Annotated in this window: 20 protein-coding genes and 2 tRNA genes; 10 read left to right on the top strand and 12 right to left on the bottom strand. The window is 67.4% G+C overall.

What is annotated here, in order from left to right:
* Entirely contained in the window at positions 1–498 is a 498-nt protein-coding gene (locus MUG95_RS01500) for a helix-turn-helix domain-containing protein (protein WP_247009302.1), read from the bottom strand.
* Positions 499–619: 121 nt separating this feature from the next.
* Here MUG95_RS01500 and MUG95_RS01495 point away from each other — a divergent pair.
* Positions 620–704: transfer RNA gene (locus MUG95_RS01495), tRNA-Leu, on the top strand.
* Positions 705–913: 209 nt separating this feature from the next.
* Here the strand turns inward: MUG95_RS01495 and MUG95_RS01490 are convergent.
* Complete coding sequence (locus MUG95_RS01490) at positions 914–1,525, bottom strand: response regulator (RefSeq protein ID WP_247009301.1); 612 nt, start codon at positions 1,523–1,525, stop codon at positions 914–916.
* 377 nt (positions 1,526–1,902) lie between these two features.
* Between MUG95_RS01490 and MUG95_RS01485 the strand changes: the two genes are divergently transcribed.
* Together MUG95_RS01485 and MUG95_RS01480 are read left to right on the top strand one after the other, a co-directional pair.
* Entirely contained in the window at positions 1,903–3,024 is a 1,122-nt protein-coding gene (locus tag MUG95_RS01485; RefSeq protein ID WP_247009300.1) for a S1C family serine protease, read from the top strand.
* Positions 3,025–3,075: 51 nt separating this feature from the next.
* The gene (locus MUG95_RS01480; RefSeq protein WP_247009299.1) at positions 3,076–3,636 is read left to right on the top strand and encodes a DUF420 domain-containing protein; all 561 of its coding nucleotides are present in this window, start codon (positions 3,076–3,078) and stop codon (positions 3,634–3,636) included.
* Between the two features lie 116 nt (positions 3,637–3,752).
* Here MUG95_RS01480 and purF read toward each other — a convergent pair whose 3' ends face one another.
* From purF to MUG95_RS01465, 3 genes are read right to left on the bottom strand one after another with little or no spacing between them, the layout of a single operon-like run.
* A complete protein-coding gene (gene purF, locus MUG95_RS01475) occupies positions 3,753–5,195 on the bottom strand; it encodes an amidophosphoribosyltransferase (protein WP_247009298.1) in 1,443 nt (480 codons plus the stop codon).
* A 7-nt stretch (positions 5,196–5,202) separates the two neighbouring features.
* Positions 5,203–5,376 carry a 50S ribosomal protein L37e gene (locus MUG95_RS01470; RefSeq protein WP_247009297.1) on the bottom strand — a complete coding sequence of 58 codons (174 nt, stop codon included), beginning with the start codon at positions 5,374–5,376 and terminating at the stop codon, positions 5,203–5,205.
* Positions 5,373–5,567, bottom strand: a complete 195-nt coding sequence (locus MUG95_RS01465) for an LSM domain-containing protein (protein ID WP_247009296.1) — start codon at positions 5,565–5,567, stop codon at positions 5,373–5,375. Before MUG95_RS01465 ends, MUG95_RS01470 begins: the two co-directional genes overlap by 4 nt.
* A gap of 127 nt (positions 5,568–5,694) precedes the next feature.
* On the opposite strand from MUG95_RS01465, the gene MUG95_RS01460 reads away from it, so the two are divergent.
* Both MUG95_RS01460 and MUG95_RS01455 read left to right on the top strand, forming a co-directional pair.
* Positions 5,695–5,916 carry a hypothetical protein gene (locus MUG95_RS01460; protein ID WP_247009295.1) on the top strand — a complete coding sequence of 74 codons (222 nt, stop codon included), beginning with the start codon at positions 5,695–5,697 and terminating at the stop codon, positions 5,914–5,916.
* Positions 5,917–5,991: 75 nt separating this feature from the next.
* Positions 5,992–6,939, top strand: coding sequence for an Rv3626c family coenzyme F420 biosynthesis-associated protein (locus tag MUG95_RS01455; protein ID WP_247009294.1), 948 nt, complete (start codon positions 5,992–5,994; stop codon positions 6,937–6,939).
* Between the two features lie 36 nt (positions 6,940–6,975).
* Here the strand turns inward: MUG95_RS01455 and MUG95_RS01450 are convergent, their stop codons facing one another.
* The 3 genes from MUG95_RS01450 to MUG95_RS01440 all read right to left on the bottom strand — a co-directional run bounded on the left by MUG95_RS01450 (position 6,976) and on the right by MUG95_RS01440 (position 8,255).
* Positions 6,976–7,209 (bottom strand): DUF8527 family protein, encoded by a 234-nt coding sequence (locus MUG95_RS01450; protein ID WP_247009293.1) that lies wholly within the window; start codon positions 7,207–7,209, stop codon positions 6,976–6,978.
* Positions 7,209–7,637, bottom strand: a complete 429-nt coding sequence (locus MUG95_RS01445; RefSeq protein ID WP_247009292.1) for a nuclear transport factor 2 family protein — start codon at positions 7,635–7,637, stop codon at positions 7,209–7,211. The genes MUG95_RS01450 and MUG95_RS01445 overlap by 1 nt, the downstream gene beginning before the upstream one ends.
* Before the next feature lie 75 nt (positions 7,638–7,712).
* Positions 7,713–8,255: a hypothetical protein gene (locus tag MUG95_RS01440; RefSeq protein WP_247009291.1), complete on the bottom strand. Its 543-nt coding sequence runs from the start codon at positions 8,253–8,255 to the stop codon at positions 7,713–7,715.
* Positions 8,256–8,356: 101 nt separating this feature from the next.
* Here MUG95_RS01440 and MUG95_RS01435 point away from each other — a divergent pair, with 101 nt between their 5' ends.
* Genes MUG95_RS01435 through MUG95_RS01425 form a run of 3 tightly spaced genes read left to right on the top strand, consistent with a single transcriptional unit; the run spans position 8,357 to position 12,942 of the window.
* A complete protein-coding gene (locus tag MUG95_RS01435) occupies positions 8,357–11,053 on the top strand; it encodes an AAA domain-containing protein (protein WP_247009290.1) in 2,697 nt (898 codons plus the stop codon).
* A 40-nt stretch (positions 11,054–11,093) separates the two neighbouring features.
* A complete protein-coding gene (locus tag MUG95_RS01430) occupies positions 11,094–11,672 on the top strand; it encodes a hypothetical protein (protein ID WP_247009289.1) in 579 nt (192 codons plus the stop codon).
* A gap of 37 nt (positions 11,673–11,709) precedes the next feature.
* Positions 11,710–12,942, top strand: coding sequence for a lactate racemase domain-containing protein (locus MUG95_RS01425; RefSeq protein WP_247009288.1), 1,233 nt, complete (start codon positions 11,710–11,712; stop codon positions 12,940–12,942).
* Between the two features lie 23 nt (positions 12,943–12,965).
* Here MUG95_RS01425 and MUG95_RS16830 read toward each other — a convergent pair whose 3' ends face one another.
* On the bottom strand, positions 12,966–13,100 hold the full coding sequence (locus tag MUG95_RS16830; RefSeq protein WP_256463861.1) for a DUF7331 family protein: 135 nt from the start codon (positions 13,098–13,100) through the stop codon (positions 12,966–12,968).
* Positions 13,101–13,208: 108 nt separating this feature from the next.
* The gene (locus tag MUG95_RS01420) at positions 13,209–15,947 is read right to left on the bottom strand and encodes an ATP-dependent helicase (RefSeq protein WP_247009287.1); all 2,739 of its coding nucleotides are present in this window, start codon (positions 15,945–15,947) and stop codon (positions 13,209–13,211) included.
* Positions 15,948–16,072: 125 nt separating this feature from the next.
* Between MUG95_RS01420 and MUG95_RS01415 the strand changes: the two genes are divergently transcribed.
* Positions 16,073–16,849 carry an MBL fold metallo-hydrolase gene (locus MUG95_RS01415; RefSeq protein WP_247009286.1) on the top strand — a complete coding sequence of 259 codons (777 nt, stop codon included), beginning with the start codon at positions 16,073–16,075 and terminating at the stop codon, positions 16,847–16,849.
* 7 nt (positions 16,850–16,856) lie between these two features.
* Here the strand turns inward: MUG95_RS01415 and MUG95_RS01410 are convergent, their stop codons facing one another.
* On the bottom strand, positions 16,857–17,924 hold the full coding sequence (locus tag MUG95_RS01410; protein ID WP_247009285.1) for an mRNA surveillance protein pelota: 1,068 nt from the start codon (positions 17,922–17,924) through the stop codon (positions 16,857–16,859).
* Between the two features lie 79 nt (positions 17,925–18,003).
* Here MUG95_RS01410 and MUG95_RS01405 point away from each other — a divergent pair, with 79 nt between their 5' ends.
* Positions 18,004–19,359 (top strand): NAD(P)/FAD-dependent oxidoreductase, encoded by a 1,356-nt coding sequence (locus tag MUG95_RS01405; protein WP_308219582.1) that lies wholly within the window; start codon positions 18,004–18,006, stop codon positions 19,357–19,359.
* A gap of 186 nt (positions 19,360–19,545) precedes the next feature.
* Here MUG95_RS01405 and MUG95_RS01400 read toward each other — a convergent pair.
* Positions 19,546–19,630 (bottom strand) — tRNA-Leu (locus tag MUG95_RS01400).
* Positions 19,631–19,710 lie beyond the last annotated feature (80 nt).

Here is a 19,710-nt window from a genome sequence, read left to right as displayed (position 1 = left end):
CTACTCGTCGGCCAGTTCCACGTCGAGGAAGTCCTCGAGTTTGGCGACCACGGACCCGCCCACGCCCGCCTGCGTCGCGCGACCCTGCTCGATGGCGAGCAAGTCGGACTCTTCGACGTCCAGTTCCGCGGCGAGTTCCGACAGTTGGAGGCCCGCGTCCTGTCGAGCGGCGGTCAGTTCCTTGCCGTAGTCGGAGACGAGATACGGGAGTTGGTCCTCCTCGTAGTCGGTCCCCTCTTTCTCCCAGTGTGTGGAGTCGCCCGTGCGGGCGTCGTCGATGCGTGCCGTGTTCTGTGCCGCACGGCGTTTCCGGTCTCGGTCGCTACGGTCGCTGTCGTCGGACCCGCCCCCGGATTCGTCGTGCTGGGCGCACTCGCCACAGACCTCAAGCGTCGCGCCGGCGACGGTCGCGGTGCGGAGGTCCGCGTCGTCCGCACCGCAGAGTTCACAGCTCCCGCCGGCACCGCCACCTGCGTCGCCGGTCGAGTACTTAGCCATGCCGGTGGGTAGTAGATGGGCAGTATTTGAAAGGTCCGTTTCGCGTGGCCGCTCTCGCGCGACCAAACGAAAGCCCTTTTATCGGATCACCCAGTACCGACGAGTGCAACAGAGCAAACGTGCGTGGGTAGCCAAGCCAGGCCAACGGCGCAGCGTTGAGGGCGCTGTCCCGTAGGGGTCCGCCGGTTCAAATCCGGTCCCACGCACTGCAAAGTGCAGGTGGAGTCCCAAGAGACTGCACCCACGCAAATTCTTACCGGAGCAAGCCACCGAGCGACTGCTCTCTCGGGGCCACACCTCCGAACCTGACCCGGCGAACCGCAGGTGTAGTCCGGAGTGGAGTCACACGAGCGACGGGGATACTGCCGACTCGCCGGTGAGACCTGACTGGGATAGAAGACGGCCGCCGGCAGTGTCACTCGTCGTCTACGTCGTCCTCTCCGTCGTCGCCGCGAACGTCGTCGGGAATGTGGACCGCGCGTGACTCGTCGCCGAAACTCTCCTCCAAGTCCGAGAGGTCGACGCCGACTTGTTCACGGCGTTCCGCGAGGCGGTCCTCGATTTTCTGGTACTCCTCGCTGGCCTCCAGTTCGTCGATTGCTTTCTCCGACTCCAGCGTGGTCTTTTTCGACACCAAGGTCAGGAACCGCCGGAAATCGTCGTCGTACGTGGAGCGTTCGACCATCTCTTGGACTACGTCGTTGAGTTCCTCGCGCTCGATGGGCTTGACGATGTACTCGTCGAAGCCCATGTCCACGATGTCGAAGTCCGGGTCGACTGCGGTGAGCATCACGACGCGACAGTCCAGTTGGCGGGACTCTATCTCTTCGAGGACGGCGTCGCCCGACACCTCCGGCATCCGGCGGTCGAGGAGAACCACGTCCACGTCGGGGTCGAGTTCCTCCAACGCCTCCGACCCGTCGTAGGCCGTCCGGACGGTGTACTCGTCCGAGAGGAAGGCAGTGTAGGTGTTCGCGATGGCCCTGTTGTCGTCGACGACCAACACGGTCGGTGAACTGTGATTCATGTTCTAACCACGCCGAGCCCGGAACTCGGCAGCGACTCCACGGTGAGAGAGCCCATTCTTGCCAGTGCCTTGACCGTAAGCGAAGAAATAGGTTGCGGGAACCACACGCGAGGATACTGTCGGCGTGGCCCGTGACCGCCGCCCGTGTGTGGTTTTCAAATACGATAATCGGAGCAGTGGATTTATGTACATCTCATCGCAACTACCTGTTGCTGGCACAACGGTGCCACGTACCCCACCACCCACCCCACCACCCACACCCACACCCTTACCCCACCCCAAGCAACCGTACTCTCCGCGGACTCCCGCGGACCCCGTTTCATCCCGGCGATGCGTGCAATCGCCGGGCTTTACCTGCCACCACCGTACTACCGTGTATGAGCGACGAGCACCTCTCTCGTCGACGGTTCGTGTTGGCCGCCGCTGGCCTCTCTGCCGGTCTCGCCGGCTGTAACGCGCCGTCGACTGACCGACCACGTGACTCGCCGGACCGAGAGCGTGAGCAACTCAACGTATCCGCCAGAACGACTCCCGCGTCGTCGTCTGCGTACACCGACGTCTACCGGGCGACGATAGATTCGGTCGTCCTCGTGCGCGTGTACGACCGGTCCGGTTCTGGCGGGCAAGGGTCCGGGTTCGTCTACGACGGAGACCACGTCGTCACCAACCAGCACGTCGTCGACGGTGCCGACGCGGTTCAGGTCCGTTTCACCGACGGGACGTGGCGCGAGGCGTCCGTCGTCGGTACCGACCGCTACAGCGACCTCGCTGTCCTCGATGTCCCCGACCATCCCGAACAGGCGACCCCACTTCCGCTCGCCGAGGGCGGCGTCGCAGTCGGGCAGGAGGTCATCGCAATCGGGAACCCGTTCGGCCTCTCCGGGTCCCTCTCGGCCGGCGTCGTCAGCGGTGTCGGCCGTGCCATCCCCGCGTCGGCCACCGCCGACGGACCGAACTTCTCGATTCCCAACGCTATCCAGACGGACGCCGCGGTCAACCCCGGTAACAGCGGCGGCCCACTCGTCACACTCGACGGCGAAGTGGCCGGTGTCATCAACTCCGGCGGCGGCGACAACATCGGGTTCGCCATTTCGGCACCGCTCGTCCGCCGCGTCGTCCCAGCCCTCATCCAGCGTGGCGACTACGACCACACTTACATGGGCGTCCAGTTGATGAACGTCACGCCGCGCATCGCGGATGTAAACGACCTCGCGGACGCGACCGGTGTCTACATCGACGATGTCGTCGAGGGTGCCCCGTCGGACGGCGTTCTCGAAGGTTCCACCGGCGACCGGACCGTCAGGGGTGTCTCGACGCCCGTCGGCGGCGACGTGGTCGTCTCGATGGGCGACCGCGCCACCCCGTCACGACAGGAACTTTCGACGTACCTCGCGCTCTCGACCAGCCCCGGCGACACGATCTCCGTGGGTATCGTCCGCGACGGCCGCCGCCAGACTGTCGACCTCACCCTCGGCAGTCGTCCCGAACCCGACGCCTGACCGCCGTCGGCGACGGTAAGGCCCTTGCCCGTCCGGTCCATCGGTTCCGATATGGAACTTCGAGCGCGCGACAGAGTGCCGGAACTGACCGGACTGTTGACCGTCGTCTCGCTCGCGCTGGTGTTCGGGGCCGTCCTCAACGTCATTCCCGCAGCCGCGCTCCCACAGGCCCCCGAGTGGGTCCTCGCCGCCATCCCCCACGTCAACGCCGTGGTGAGCGTCGTCGCTATCGGAACCATCCTCGCCGGCGTCCGGGCCATCCGCCGCGGCAACGTCACCCGCCACCGGGCCGCGATGGTGACGACGCTCGGCCTGTTCGCCGTCTTCCTCGCCCTCTACCTCTATCGGGTGAGCCTCGAAGGTCCGACCGATTTCACCGGCCCCGCCGTCGTCGGGCAGTTCGTCTACCTACCGATACTCGCAATCCACATCCTGCTCGCAATCGTCTGCATCCCGCTGCTGTACTACGTCGTCTTGCTCGCGCTGACACGTCCCATCGAGGAACTCGCCGAGACGGCCCACCGGCGCGTCGGCCGGGTCGCCGCGTCGCTGTGGCTCGTCTCGTTCGCACTCGGAACTGTGGTCTACCTGTTGCTGTACGTCGTGTGGTAACCGGCGAGTCACCGGCCACAGTCTGACGTCCCCCTACCGTTCGTTCCGGGACGCTCGTTCTGCCGTGGCTCACGCCGCTCCCCTTGCCGAGACGCGCACTTCGTTCGCGTCTCGCGTCAGTCGTCCGCTTCCGCACCGACGCCCGAGATGACGGGGCGCTCCACGTCTCGGTCGGTCGTCTCGCCGTCGATGTCGTAGGGATACTCCCCAGTGACACAGCCGAGACAGAGGTCCGCCCGGGAGTTCCCCAGTGCCGAGGAGACGGCGTCGATAGAGAGGTACGACAGCGAGTCGGCCTCTATCTCCGCGCGTATCTCTTCGACGGACTTGTCGGCCGCGATGAGTTCCTCGCGGGAGGCCATGTCGATGCCCATGTAACAGGGCGCGATAATCTGGGGCGCGCCGATGCGGACGTGGACCTCCTCGGCCCCGGCGTCCCTGAGCAGTTGGACGAGTTGGTTCGAGGTGGTCCCCCGGACGATGGAGTCGTCGATTATCGTCACGCTCCTGCCCTCGACGGAGGATTTGATGGGGTTGAGCTTCAGACGGACCGCACGCTCGCGTTCGTCTTGGGTCGGCATGATGAACGTCCGGCCGACGTACCGGTTTTTCATCAGCCCCTCGGCGAACTCCACGCCCGACCCGTCCTCGTTCGCGGCCTCTGCGTAGCCGGAGGCGAAGGCCCGTCCGGAGTCCGGGACGGGCATCACCACGTCCGACTCGATGCCGCTCTCCTCCCAGAGTTCACGGCCGAGTTCGCGACGAACCTCGTAGACGAGTTCGTCGTCGATGACCGAGTCCGGGCGCGCGAAGTAGACGTGTTCGAAAAAGCAGTGTGCGGTCGTTTCGGCCTGTACCAACTGATAGGTGTCGTATCCGGTGCCGTCCGGGTGGAGGACGACGAGTTCGCCCGGTCGTACGTCACGGACGAGTTCGCCGTCCAACGTGTCGATGGCGGCCGACTCCGAGGCCAGTACGTAGCCGTCCTCCAGTTTCCCGATGCAGAGCGGGCGGTTGCCCTGCGGGTCGCGCACGCCAAGCACCGTGTCGTCGTGCATGATGGTCAGCGAGTACGACCCGTGGATGCGCGACATCGTGCGCTTGACCGCCCGCACGAGGTCCTCCTCCAGTAGGTTCCGCGCGAGGTCGTGGGCGATGACCTCGGTGTCGCCGTCGGAAGTGAACGCGTGCCCCAAGTCCGCGAGCTGTTCGCGGATTTCACCGGCGTTGACGAGGTTCCCGTTGTGGCTCAAGCCCAGGGACCCGCTCTTGAACGAGACCGAGAACGGCTGGGCACAGCAGGCGTTGACGCTCCCGGCGGTCGGGTAGCGGACGTGACCGATGCCGTTCGGTCCGTTCAGCTGTTCGAGGTCACCGGGCTCGAAGGCGTCGCCGACGAGTCCCATCTCCACGTGGGAGTGTTGCTGGAACCCGTCGTGGGTGACGATACCGGCCGACTCTTGGCCGCGGTGCTGGAGGGCGTAGAGAGAGTAGTAGAGGGGGCGGGCGGCGTCACGGTCCTCCAACGAGATGCCGACGACGCCGCACTTCTCGTGCATTGCTCGGTTACTCGCCTGCTTTTTCCTGCCAGGCGTAGCCTCGTCGCTTCGACGACTTGCCGAATCCACAGGACGAGCAGACTTTCTTCTTCGAGTGGTACGATTTTTCGCCACAGCGGCGGCACTTCACGTGTGTCGTCGTATTTTTCTTCCCTTGGCTCGGGGTTCCTGCACCAGTCATAGGCTGATTGTGACCACGTTATCGCCGCGTATAATCGTTGTGTCTTCACCCGCTTCGATGACGAGGTTCATGTGCTGGTCGTACCCTGCTAACTCCCCTTGGAACTGCTCGCCGTCCTTCAGATGGACCGTCACAGTCTCACCGACCGCCTGTTCGAGTACGTCCAGCGGTCGCCCGTCCGTCTCACTCATACGCCTACGGCGTGGCGACGGGTGCATAAACGTACCGCTCCGTTCCGTTCCGGTGGCCCCTAGTCGCGTGTGGCCGCTGGTCTGCCCCCATCCCAAACGGTAAGCGGACAGCCGTGGAACGTCGCCTATGGCCGAGTTCACACTGCTCGAGGTCCACCTCGACGATGCGACGTTCACCGCCAACGCCCCGTTCACCGGGAGCGACGAGGAGAGTCCCGAGGACGCGACAGCCACGGCCTCGGACGGGTCCGGCCGGGGGCGACTCCTCGCTCTCCTCGCGGCACTCGCCCTCGCCGGCGCGGCGGCGTGGGTTCTGCGAAACAGGGCGAGCGACGACGACGGCGCGTAGCGCGACCGACGCCTCGCACGCTGAGACGCCTGCGGCGGGGGAAGACCTTTGCCCGGTGGTCGCTTCCTGTCGGGTATGAATCTCTATCGAAGCGTCCGCGCGGTCACCGGAGCCTCGGGCGACGGGCCGGTCGACTGGTCGGCCGTCACCGAGGCCGCGAGGGCCGCGACGGACCCGGGGTCGCTCGACCTCTCGACCGCCGAACGCGAGGGGTACGCCGCCGACGTGCGCGACGCCCGAACCAGCCTCCGTGACGTCGCCGGTATCGACTTCGACGTCCCCGAGACCGTCGAGGTACAGTCCCGTCACCACTGGATCGACGCGAACGTCGACACCTTCCGGCGGGTGATGGACCCGCTCGAATCACAGGTCGGGATGCTCCCCGGCCTCGCCCGCGTCGCCAACACCGCCTCGATGTCGGTCGCTCTGTCGTTCCTCGCCGAGAACGTCCTCGGGCAGTACGACCCGCTCCTCTTGGCCGACGGCGACGACCACGCGCTGTACTTCGTCCACCCCAACATCGGCCGGGTCGCCGACTCGCTCGACGTGGAGACGGACCGCTTTCGCCGCTGGATAGCGTTCCACGAAGTCGCCCACGCCGCCGAGTTCGGGGCCGCGCCGTGGCTCTCGGACCGACTGGAGGGTGACCTGCAAGTCGCCGTCGACGCCCTCGCGGAGGGAACCATCGACCGCGACGCGCTCTCGGCACTCGACACGACCATGACGGCCGTCGAGGGGTACGCGGAACTCGTCATGGACCGTGCGTTCGACGACGAGTACGCCGACCTGCGGGCGAAACTCGACGACCGCCGCCGTGGCCGTGGCCCGGTTTCACGGCTCGTTCGCCGACTGCTGGGGCTGGGGATGAAACGCCGGCAGTACGAACGCGGCAAGGACTTCTTCGACGCGGTGGCCGACGCACACGGCGTCGAGGCGGCAGGGGCGGTGTGGGCCGACCCCGACAACCTCCCGACCGACGCGGAACTCGACGACCCCGGCCTGTGGATGCGTCGCGTCCTCTAACAGTACGTTCGTCGGCCGCCCGACATCTCCGACCCGTTACCGCCGGCCCCGCCCTTCCTGCCCGTCGCGGTACTCCACGTCCGGGAACAGGAACCACATCAGGATGACGCCGACGACGACGCCGCCGACGACTGCGGCCCCGACGACCATCAGCGGCGGGTCACCTTGGAGCGTGATGAGGCCCGCCGAGACGGCCACGAGAGCGACGAACCCGATGCGGAGGCGAGTCATGAACTCGTCTCGCTCCTCGTTGGAGATGGGGCCGACCATCAGACATCCCCCGGGACGCTGACGTGCATCCCCACGAACCGCCAGTCGCCGTCCCCCTCGCTCTCACTGTTCGATGCGGCCGTGCCATTCGGCGCGTCCTGCCGTTCGAGCGTCCCGCTCCAGCGGGTGTCGAACTCGTACCCGATGCCACGCTCGGTGTCCGTCCACGACAGGAACACGTCGTCGCTGAACCACGCGTGACAGGACCGCTCGGTCACCCGGAGGGCACGACTCTCGACGGCCCATCTCGTCGTCGTCTCCGTCTGCTCTCGCAATCCCGCCCGTATCTCGTCGCTCCCGACCAGTCGCTCGGAGATGCCGAACTTCACCGCCGTCTCGTCGGCTCCGTCGGCGGCGAAGAACGGGCCGAGCGGGTCGCCGTCACGGAGCGCGTCGTAGTAGTCCCGAACCGTCGCCGCGGCGTTCATGTCGTGGAGAAGCATCCGCGCCGACTTACCGCTGTGGATTTTCCTGCGGCGACGCCCGACTCCGGCACTCGCTGGCTACTGGAAGCCCCGGTCCACGGTGTCGTCCACCACGTCGTCGAACTCGGCTTCGAGCAACGCCTCCGCTTCCTCGAACGTGCCCGAGAGTTCGTCGAGTTCGTCCGGGCGGTCGGTCAACTCGAACTCCGCGGGACCGAACGCGGGACTGTCCAGCGTCTCCATCACGTCGTCGAAGAGGGCGTCCGGCGTCGTCGGGGCGTCGGCGTGGGCCTTCAGGACCTCTTCGAGGTTCCGTACCGTGTCCTCGGCGTCGTCCTCCTCGATGGGTTGCTGGACCCCGAAGCGGCCGGCGTCCTCGCTCGGGAACAGCGGGTCGAGGTCCTCGTCGACGCGGCGGGCGACGCGGGTGCCGATACCCTCCACCTCGAAGGGGTTCTTCGCGTAGGTCTTGAGTTGGAAGACGCCCGCGTCGCGGTGGCCGAGATAGAGGTCCTCGCCGATGCCGCCTGCGCGGTCCCCGCCGACTGCTCGCCACCCGTCCGGGTCGGCGTCGCTCTCGACGACCGCTTCGAGGATGTCCTGCCAGTCTCTGACGCGCATACGTCCAGTGTGGGGCCTGTCGCCGAAGAACGTGTCGGAACCCGCCGACCACATTCGCCGCGGGGCGAGGCCTTTTGCCCGTCGGGACTGTTCGACCGGGCGTGCAACTCCGCGGTCCCGTAGTCGAAGTCGGTGACGGGCGGACGGTCGAGACCAGTTCCGGCACGTCCGAACTGGTCGAGGTGCGGATACGGCCCGACGGTGGCCGTGCCGAGGCCGTGACGGTCACGCTCTGGAACAAGTGGGCAGAGACGGCCGAGTACCTCGATGTCGGGATGGAACTGCTGGTGACCGACCCCGAAACGGACGAGTTCCGCGGCCAAACCCAGTACGCCACCAGCCGAGACTCGATGGTCGTGGTCGAACCCGATTTCCTCGTGAACGTGACCGACGTGCGCTCGTGGGTCCAGTGTCCCCGGATGTACTACCTGAACAAACTCGCGGGCGTCGAACTGGTCTACCCGGTGGTCAAGGGGACCATCGTCCACGAGGTGTTCGGTGACCTCCTGCGGGACCGCGACCTCGACACCTCCATCCCCGACCGGGTTGCCGAGGCGGGGCTGGAACTGGGCATGCTGGACCGGGACGCCGACGCGGTGACCGAGGACGTTCGGGACCACGCCAGTGCCATCGACGGGTGGCTCTCACAGGGAACACTCACAGAAACCGACGGGTGGCGGAGCGAGCAGACCCTCGTCTCCGAGACGTACGGCCTGAAAGGGCGGGCCGACGCCGTCCGTCGCGGGATGCCGGTCGAACTCAAGACTGGCAAGAACACCAAGCGCGAGCCACGGTTTCAGGACAAGGTGCAGGCTACCTGCTACGCCCTCCTGTTGGGCGAGGAGACCGCCGGCCCCGACGAGACACACGTCCAGGCCGCGCCCGATACGGGCACGCTCCTCTACACGAAGAACGCGGCCGTCGAGCGCACCGAGGAGACGGGCGACCTCTCCCCGGCCAAGGAGTTCTCTATCGGCCCCGGCCTCCTCCAGTACGTCGTGCGGACGCGCAACGCGCTGGCGGCAATGGAGTTCGACGCCAGCGTGCCGACGGGCTTCGAGGCCGACGCCAAGTGTGAGTACTGCTTCGAGCAGGACACCTGTATGGCCGTCTCCGGCCGTCTCGACCAAGAGTCCAAGGCCGGCCAAGTCGGGACTCCCATCCCCGAGGCGGAACGGGACTACTTCGACCGCTTCTACCGCGCCATCGAGGCCGAGCGACGCGAGGTCCACCGCGAGTACGTCAAGTTGTGGGAGCAGACGGCCGCGGAACGGGCCGAGGACGACCGCGCCCTGACAGACCTCGAACCACGGGGCCGGACACAGCGCGAGGGCGGCCGCTGGGAACTCCGCGCGGCGGGGACGGGAGCCGTCTCGAAGATACGCGAGGGCGACGTGGTGTTGGCGAGCGACGGCCACCCGATTCGCGGCCGGGCGGAACTGGCGCGGGTCGAGCAGTTGGGCGAGGAAATCGTCGTGACGACGGACGAACCGGTCGAACTGCGACGGCTGGACGTGTACCCCTCCGAGATAAGCGTCAGTCGGATGCTCACCGCGCTCCACGACGCCCTGCTCAAACAGTCCGCCGAGCAGAAGGCCGCGCTGTTCGGCCGCCGTGACCCCGCGTTCTCCCACGACGACGGCACCTACATCGACAACAACGAGGCCCAGAACGAGGCCGTCTCGCTCGCCGTCCGTGCCGAGGACTACGCGCTCATCCACGGGCCGCCCGGGACGGGCAAGACGTACACGCTCGCCCGGACGGTCCGCGCGCTGGTCGCGGCGGGCGAACGCGTCCTCCTGACGGCCTTCACGAACCGCGCGGTGGACAACGCCCTCGAAGCCCTCCGGGAGCAGGGATTCGACGACTTCGTGCGCGTCGGTACGGAGACGGGCGTCCGGCCGGACATGCAGGCGTTCCGGCTGACCGAGCGGGGTGACCCCGACGAACTCGCCGCCGAACTCCGGTCGGCACCCGTCGTCGCGGCCACGACCGCCTCCTGTGGCTCCTCGGTGTTGCGCGGGCAGGCGTTCGACGTGGCACTCGTGGACGAGGCGGGCCAATTGACCGAACCCGGCGCGCTGACGGCGGTGAACCTCGCCGAGCGGTTCGTCCTCGTGGGCGACCACCAACAACTCCCGCCGGTGGTCCGGGCCGAGGGCGGGGGCGAGGACCGAGCGGACCTCTCGGCGTCGCTGTTCGAACGGCTCATCGACGCCCACCCCGAGGCGTCGGTGATGCTCGACCGACAGTACCGCATGGCCCAGCGGATTCAGGCCTTCGCGTCCCGGGAGTTCTACGACGGGGAACTGCGGCCCGCGACGGGCGAGGTTGCGGCCCAGCGTCTCGGTGACCTCCCGACCGTCGATACAGACAGGTTGCCCACACACCTCCGTGACCCGGTGACCTTCGTCGACCCCGACGGGCGAGCGCGGGGGAACACGAACCCCGACGAAGCGGCGGCGGTCGTGGAGACGGTGCAGGCGTACCTCGACGCCGGCGTCGCACCCGGCGACATCGGGGTCATCGCCCCCTACCGCGCGCAGGTCGCAGAAATCGGCAAGCGCGCGCCTGACGGCGTGGCCGTCGACACCGTTGACCGGTTTCAGGGCTCCTCGAAGGAGGTCATCGTCGTCTCTTTCGTCGCCACAGGGTCACTCGACGGCCCCATCTTCGAGGACTACCGCCGCATCAACGTCGCGCTCACGCGGGCGAAGAAGGCACTCGTTCTCGTCGGCGACGCCGACGCGCTCTCGACGGACCCCGTGTACGGCCGGATGGTCGAGTGGGCGCGGTAGGACACAAAGCGTTTCTGCGAGCGGGGTGCCGTTTCAGGTGATGGTACCCGCATCTCCCTCCCGCAGACTCGCGCTCGTCGCCGGCCTCGTCGTCCTCCTGTTCGTCGCCGGTGTCACCCACCCGTACATAAACGACGTGCCGGGCTTCTCCGACCACACCGGGCCGACCGAGATGGACGTGACCGGCTTCGAACGGCTCGGTGCCGGTTGTGCCGACGACGTGGCTACCTACGCGCGGAGCGGAACCGGACCGAACGGCACCTACGAGCGGATTACGTTCGTCGAGACTGGCGACCCCGACGCGAACCTCTCCGTCTCGGCGGTTCGGACCTCGCCACGCGGGGCCGACCTCAGCACCTTCCGCGTCGCAGTCGACTCACACACCGACGCCCCGCCGAACGAGACGTGCCGAATGGGCGTCCAGTACCGTGTGGAACTGGAAAGCAGCGGTGGCTCACCGCCGGGATTCATGCCCGACGCGCACGGGACCCGCATCCTCTGGCTGGAGAACGGCGAGTACGCGGGCTGTTCGTCGAGTTCGACGGGCACGCTCGACACCGAGTGTCACCGCTTCCTCGGTGACCACCCCGACCGGACGTGGGCGAACGCCACCACCTGACCGTCAGGTTCTCGGCCCGCCGCCGCCACTGCGGAGTATGTCCCATACGCTCCCACTCGGCGCGGAGACGGTCACGTTCGAACTGCCGGACTGTCGCGTGAGCGTCGCCGACGCCCCCGGCGGCGAGGCAGTCGACGTTCGTACCGCCGCCCAGAACGCCGTCGCCGACCCGCACGGCCCCGCGCTCGCCGACGCGGCCGACCCGGACGACGCGGTGACCATCGTCGTGACCGACGTGACGCGTGCCACGCCCGACGACGTACTCGTCGACGTGCTCGTCGAGGAACTCGCCCGGGTGGGCATCGCCCGCGAGCAGGTGACGGTGCTGGTCGGTCTGGGCCTCCACCGGCCGATGACGGACGCCGAGATAGCCGACGCGATGGGCGAGTACGCCGCCATCACGCGGAACCACGACCCGGCGGAGACGGTGCGGATGGGAGCCGTCGACGGCTGTCCGGTCGAGGTTCACGAGTCCGTCGCCGACGCCGACCTGCTGGTCTCGACTGGGATGGTCGAACCCCACCAGTACGCCGGCTTCTCGGGCGGGGCCAAGACAGTCGCTATCGGTGCGGGGAGCGAGTCGCTCATCGGCTACACCCACGGCCCGGAGATGCTCGGCCGGGATGGCGTCAGGCTCGGCCGGGTGGACGGCAACCCCTTCAGAGAGACGCTCGACAGTGCCGGTGACGTGGTGGGGCTGGACTTCGCCCTCAACGTCACACACGGCCCGGCGGGCATCCTCGGCGCGAGCGCGGGCGACCCGCGCGCTGTCGTCCGTGACCTCGCGGCGGTCGGCCGCGAGGCACTGTCGGTTCCGGTAACCGACGAGTACGACGCCGTCGTCGCCGGCATCGGCGCGCCCAAGGACGCGAACCTCTATCAGACGACGCGGGCGGCCACGTACGTCGCGTTGGGGGACCGCAACCCCCTCCGGCCCGGCGGGCGCGTCGTCCTCCCGGCGACGCTCCCGGAGGGGGCTGGTGACGGGACGGGTGAGCGACGCTTCTACGACCGTCTCTCGAACGCGGAGAGTGCGTCGGCACTCTACGAGGAGATGCTCGAGGGCTACGACGCGGGCGCGCAGCGCGCATTCGTGACGGCCCGTGTGCTCCGCGAGTACGACGTGTACGTCACGAACAGTCGGTCGCCCGCCGTGGTCGAGGACTGCCTCATGCACGCCGCGGCGTCCGTCGAGGACGCCGTCGAACCCGGGAGCGACGTTCTCCTCGTCCCGGACGCGCTGAACACACTGTTGGTAAGCCCGGACTAACCCCGGCCGTTACGCCGACTCTCTCACGCCCAGTGGCGGATGTCGGCCGGCGTGTCGGTCTGTATCCACGCGTCCAGATTCCGGGAGTCGTAGATGACGACCACGCCATCTGGGGCCGCTTCCTCGACGTACCGACTTGTCTCGTCTTCCCGTTGCATCACTCTCCGGTAGTAGGGTCGTCGTATATGAGTTTAATCGGTGAATTAGAGACACGTCGGTTTGGTGACAGCCCGGCAGGAAGTCCCAACAGAGACGATAGGACGGCCTTACCCGGAGACAGGCGCGTCCTCGTCTTCGCGTATCTCTTCGACGACGCGCTCGTGGAACGCACGGAGGACTTCGCTCTCGTCTTCGGCCAGCACCACGTCGCTCGCCAGCAACGTCGCCAGTCCGAACGCCCGGGGCGTCGGCGAGTCGACGCGGTGGTGCGTGACCGCTATCTCGCCCGCGCGGATGGCCCCAATCACGTCCTCGATTGCCCCCACGGCGAGTTTATCAGCCAGAATCTCGCGGTACGTCTCCTCGATGACCGCGAAATCCGGCAACTCCTCGGCGAACGAGAGCAACATGTCGCTGGACACCTGTTGCTGACTGGCCGACTTCTCGTGGCCCTTGTAGCGTTTGAGTATCATCAGCGACCGCGTGGCGTTGATGCGGAAGTACCGCTTGAGCAGGTCCGTCTCCCGTAGACTGGCCCGCAGGTCCGGACGCACGTCCGCCGGGTCGATGTCTTCGAGGATGCCCCGGAGGTCGACCTTCCGGTTCAGCGGCATCGAGAGCGTGAACCCGTGGTCGGCGACGGCGACTTGGACGTTGGCGTTGGCAGTCTGTGCCACGCGGTAGGCCAGCAGGCGCGAGAGGCCGTCGTTGAACCGCCGCCCGTAGTTCGAGTGGACGTAGTAGTGTCGCTCGTACTGCTCGCGGTCCGTCTCCTCCTCGACGACGAGACGCTCGTCCGTGCTGACGCTCTCCGGTCCCGCGTACGCCACCTGCTCTGTGAACATTCGCGCGACTGCTCGCACGCTGTCGTCGTCCAGCGGGAACTCGCGGAGCCACCGCCTGACTGCGGGCGCGCCGCCCTCCTCCAGTCGGGCCAGCAGTTCCCGCTGGAAGTCCAGAATCTCCCGGCCCAAGTCGTAGGAGAGGGGCAACCGCTCGGAGAACCACGACGGCACCGTCGGGCGGGCGTTCGTGGGGTCGACGTACACCTTCGAGCCACGCCGGTAGCGGAACTCGTAGTTGCTCCCGCCCAGCACGAACACGTCGCCCGTTTCGAGCGTGTCGAGGTACTCCTCGTCCAACTGGCCCACCCAGTCGTCGCCCGACCGAGTGAACACGTCACACGTGAACGAGTCGGGGATGGTGCCGATGTTGGTCATGTAGATGACCCGCGCGAGGCGGCCGCGCTTGCCGAGCAGTTCCTCGCCGACCGGGAACTCGTCGTAGTGGTACTCCCCGTCCGGCGGGTCGTTCTCGTCGCGCCAGACCTTCGCGTAGACGTTCTTCGCTTCGAGTCCCTCGTAGTCGGCGGTGAGGTACCGCATGAGTTGCTCGAACTCCCGGTCGGTGTAGTCTCGGTAGGGGTAGGCACGTCTGAGAATCCCTTCGACTTCGCGCTCGGGCCTGACGGCGTTGATAGCCATGCCGTAGACGTGCTGGGCGGCGACGTCCTGTGCGTTCTCCGGAATAAACACGCGGTCGACGAACCCCGCTTCGGCCTTCTTGAGCATCACCGCACACTCGACCAGTTCGTCCCGGTCCAGGGCGACGACGCGGCCGGTCACCGTCTCGCCCAACTGGTGGCCCGCCCGCCCGACGCGCTGGAGGAGCGCGGCGACCGACTTCGGCGAGCCGACCTGTACCACCAAATCGAGGTGGGGCATGTCGATGCCGAGTTCGAGGCTCGTGGACGTCGTCACCACGTCGAGCGTCCCCGCTTTGAGACGTTCCTCGATACGCTGGCGTTCGTCCTTCGAGAGGCTGCCGTGGTGACAGCCCGAGTTCCCCTCGTCGTAGGCGTCGAACCGCTCACGGAGGTTCTGCAGGACGCGTTCGGCCCCCGAACGGGTGTTGGTGAACACGAGCGTGTTCGTGTGGTCCGCTATCAGGTCGTGTAACTGCCGATAGAAGCGGTCGTTGACCACCTCGCGGGGCGTGTCGATGAGGTCGTCGGTCGGGCAGGTGAGTTCCATATCGAACTCCCGGACGAACCGCGTGTCCACGAGTTCGTACTCCCGTGGCTCGCCGCCGGGTTCGGTCCGCCCGACGAGGAACTCGGCCATCGTGTCCAGCGGCTCGACGGTGGCCGAACAGCCGATGCGGGTCGGCGACCCCTCGGCCATCGCCTCCAGCCGTTCGAGCGACACCGAGAGGTGGGTCCCCCGCTTGTTCTCCGCGAGGCTGTGTATCTCGTCGACGACGACGTACTCGACGGTTCGCAGTTTCTCGCGGAACTTCGGCGAGTTCAGCAGAATCGCCAGCGTCTCCGGCGTCGTGTTGAGGATGTGGGGCGTCTCGTCGAGCATCTGCTGGCGTTCGCTGTCGGGCGTGTCGCCGTGGCGGATTGCGTGGCGTATCTCGGTCTCTTCGCCCCGAGCGTCGAGTTTCTCGGTGATACCGGCGAGTGGCACTTCGAGGTTTCGGTGGATATCGTTGGCCAACGACTTCAGCGGAGAGACGTACAGACAGTAGACGCTGTTGTCCAGCCCCTCGGCCCGGTCACGCCGGAACAGTTCGTCGATGATGCCGGTAAACGCCGAGAGCGTCTTCCCGCTGCCAGTCGGCGACGCCACGAGCGCGTTCGTCCCCTCGTCGATGAGCGGGATGGCCTCCTTCTGTGGCGGCGTGAAGAACCCGCCGTTCTCCGGGACGTACTCGCCGAACTGCTCGACCCACCACTCCCGGACCGGCGGTTCGAGCAGGTCCAGCACGTCGGCGTCGTCGATGGCGACTGCTTCCGGGTCGTAGTCCACGGACTGGTCGGCCAACAGCTCGCGTGCTCCCATCCGGGTCCGTCGTTAGGGCGGGCGGGTAAAGTTGGTTCCGACCGCACGGTGAAAGTGAAATCTGGCGCGGGCGCGCCCGACGCGCCTGTCGTCGGCTTGAAGTCCCCGGCCGTCCGGGTACCGGTATGCGCGTCACTTTCCTCGGAACCGGGAGCGCGATGCCGACGGGTGAACGGTTCCAGACCGGCATCCTGCTCGAACAGGGCGGGGACAAACTCCTCGTCGACTGTGGGAGCGGTGCCCTCCAGGGCCTCGCCCGGACACCGGCGGGCTACGAGGGTATCGACGGCGTCCTCCTGACCCACCACCATCTGGACCACGTCGCCGACCTCCTCCCGCTGTTGAAGGCCCGCTGGCTCGCTGGGTCGGGCGAGGTGACCGTCGCGGGACCGTCCGGTACCACGGACCTCGTCGACGACATGCTCTCGGTCCACGACTACTTGGCGGAGAAGGTGGCCGTGACGACACGAGACATCGACGCCACGACCGAGTTCGAGATTGGCGGGTTTGCTGGCCGTGCCGCCGAGACGCGCCACTCCATGCCGTGTCTCGCCTACCGTCTGACGCCCGCCGGTAGCGTGCCCGGCCCGACGGACCAGCCGACGGTCGGCTACAGCGGCGACACCGAGGCGTTCCCCGAACTGCTCGACTTCTTCGACGGCACCGCCGTCCTCGCCCACGACTGCTCGTTCCCGGACGGCATCGACGTGTCGAACCACCCCACACCCGCCGAGTTGGGCGACGCACTCGCCGAGTCCGACGCCGAACTCGGCCGGGTCTACCTGATCCACCTCTACCCGCACACGGACGGCGAACACGATGCGATGCTCTCGTCCATCGCCGACCGGTACGACGGCGACGTTCGAATCGCGGACGACGGCCTCACGCTCGACATCGGATAGCCCGCCGTCAGTCCAGTCGGTAGCGGAGAATCGCCGCTATCTCCCCGAGGTTCGCCAACTGCTGGCCGGGGTCGAACTCGTTCGAGAAAACCGTCACCTCGCCGCCCTGCTGTTCGACCGACTCGAGTATCTCGTCGGCGTCCACGTCCCACTCCCCCTCACCCGCACGCTCGCGCCGGAGTGCCTCGTCTAACACGAGCAGTTCGTCTACGGCCCCGAACTCCGCCGCCTGTGCGACGTTCTCGGGTCCGTACGCCGCCTTCGCGCCCTCGCCGATTTGCTCCATCAACTCGTCGATGAGCGAGGCTTCCTCGGCGATACGGGTCTCGGCTTGGACTTCCTCGACGGCCCCACGCTTGAGCACCTCGTGGACGCCGCGGTCACCCACCGCGCTCGTGTCCACGGTGGTGATTCGCTCGACGAGGTCCGGCTGTTCGTCCTCGATGTAGTCGAGGGCGTCCTGTTTGGTGAACCCCGGGCCGGCGAGGATGACGGCGTCGGCGTCCTGCCGGACGAGTACGTCGGTCACCTCCGCGAACAGTTCCTCCCGGGGCCGCGCGTACTCCCCCTTCCCGGTGGGAGCCGTGATGCTCGCACGCTCTTCGGTCCCGTACTGACTGACGGTGTGAACGTGGGCTTCCCCCTCCTCGACGGTGGCGACGACCACGTCCGGGTTGTCGGCCGCCTCGACGGCCTCCTGTAGTCGTTCCAGTTGGTCGGACTTCCAGACCTTCTCGACGTCCAACTCGTCGCGTTCCTCCACGTTCAGCGTGTGGTGGTGGCCGAGTTGGTCCTCCCGAGAGCAGTCCACGATGTCTCCGCCCACCCGGAGGCGGTTGGCGAACCGCGCGAACTCCACGTCCGCCACCTCGATGGTGACGTACATGTGTTCGCGCTCACCGCCCGTGTCCCGCATCTGGTCGTCGTTCCGCTGGATGCGTCGGGTCGTGTCGCCCGAGACGTGGTCACCGGGTTCGAGCACGTAGGTGAGATGCCACAGGTCGTCGAGCGTCTCCGGGACGAGCGTGATGCGTTCCCGGCCCCCCTCGACGGCCACCCGGTCGTCGATGCGCATGCGAGTGGGTGGGTTCGTCGCCGGTAAGTGCTCTCCGGTCTGTCGGTGGGGTTTAGACCCCGCCGCCAGTAGCTAACGTATGCGCGTCGCCGTGTTCGGTGCCGGGTACGCCGGCCTGACCGTCGCCCGCCGGGTCGCTCGCCGGGCCCCCGACGTCGAGTTGGTCGTCGTCGACGAGGACCCACACCACCTCGTCAAGCACGAACTCCACCGCCTCGTCCGGCACCCGGACCTCGCGGACGCCCTCCGGGTCCCACTCTCGGACCTCCTGCCGTCCGCACGGGTCGAACAGGCACGAGTGACCGATATCGACCCCGAGGAGCGGGTCGCCACCCTCGACTGCGACGGGGAGACGAGCACGCTGGAGTACGACGCCGCCGCGGTCTGTCTCGGGGCAGCGACCGCGTTCTACGACCTGCCGGGCGTCCGGGAGAACGCCCGCCCCCTCCAGCGAGTCCCCGACGCCTTGGGCATCCGCGAGGACGCGCTGGCTACCCCGGACGGTCACGCCGTCGTCGGCGGTGGCGGGCTCTCGGGCGTCCAAGTCGCCGGCGAACTCGCCGCCCTCGCGGCCGACCGGGACCTCCCCCTCGACGTGACGCTCGTCGAACGGGCGGACCGGGTCGCGTCGGGATTCGGAGATGCGTTCGCCGACGCCGTCGCCGCCGAACTCGGTGCCCGGGACGTGACCGTCGAGACCGGCGTCGCCGTCGATGGCAGCGACGAGGACACGGTGACGCTGGCCGACGGCCGGACCCTGCCCGCCGACGTCTTCGTCTGGACCGGCGGCATTCGCGGCCCCGACTCCCTCGACGGTGACCGACCAACCGTCGGTGCCGACCTGCGCGTGGCCGAGGGGACATACGTCGTCGGGGACGCCGCCGCCGTCGTCGACGCCGACGGCCGTGAAGTGCCGGCGAGCGCACAGACCGCCGTCCGCGAGGCACGGGTCGCCGCCGCGAACCTCCTCGCGGAGGTGACCGATGCCCCGACCGACGGCCCGGCGACGTACAGGTACGAGAACGCCGGATGGGTCGTTAGCGTCGGTGACGGTGCCGTCGCGCAGGTGGAGGACGTGGTCCTCAGCGGTGAACCAGCACGCTTGGTGAAAGCCGCCATCGTCGGCGGCCACCTCGGGTCGGTCGGCGAACTCGGGCGGGCGGTCGACCTCGTGGCGGAAGAACTGGGGTGGCCGACCGTCGCCGACCTCACTGGCCTGCCTGCCGCGGCCGTCGGCACCGACCCCTCGACCCTGAGCGGCTTGCAGTCCAGTTTCGGGACGGCCGCCGTCGGCCTCTCGACGGTACTGCTACCCGGCGACACACACGACCTGACGTGGCTGACGCGCCTCCTCGACCGGGATTTCCCCGGTAGCCCGGTTGCGTCTGTCCTCTCGATACCACACGGCCGCCACGCCGACGACCGGCCGGAGTGACACACAGTTCCCGCGACGGACCGTAGCGAGTGCGCGGGACCGGATTCGAACCGGACGAAACCTCGCTCCGCTCGGTTTCTAGAGTTCAAACCGGTCCTGTTCTTCGCTCTCTTCGGTCGCTCGTTGCTCACGGGTCGCTTCGCTCCCCGTTCGCCTTTCTAGGCCTCACTACGTTCGGCCTCGCAATGCGCGGGACCGGATTCGAACCGGCGGACCCCTACGGGACAGCGTCCTAAGCGCTGCGCCTTTGGCCTAGCTCGGCAACCCGCGCTCACTCCGCCGGTTTTCCCGAGTCGAGTAAGAACCTGTCGCTCTCGGACGACACACCGTGGAGAACAACGACAACAACAA

It is taken from the genome of Halorientalis litorea, from assembly GCF_023028225.1.
Classification (GTDB): Archaea; Halobacteriota; Halobacteria; order Halobacteriales; family Haloarculaceae; genus Halorientalis; species Halorientalis litorea.
Note: the sequence above shows the minus strand (reverse complement) of the source record. Positions and strands in the feature narration are given on the sequence as shown.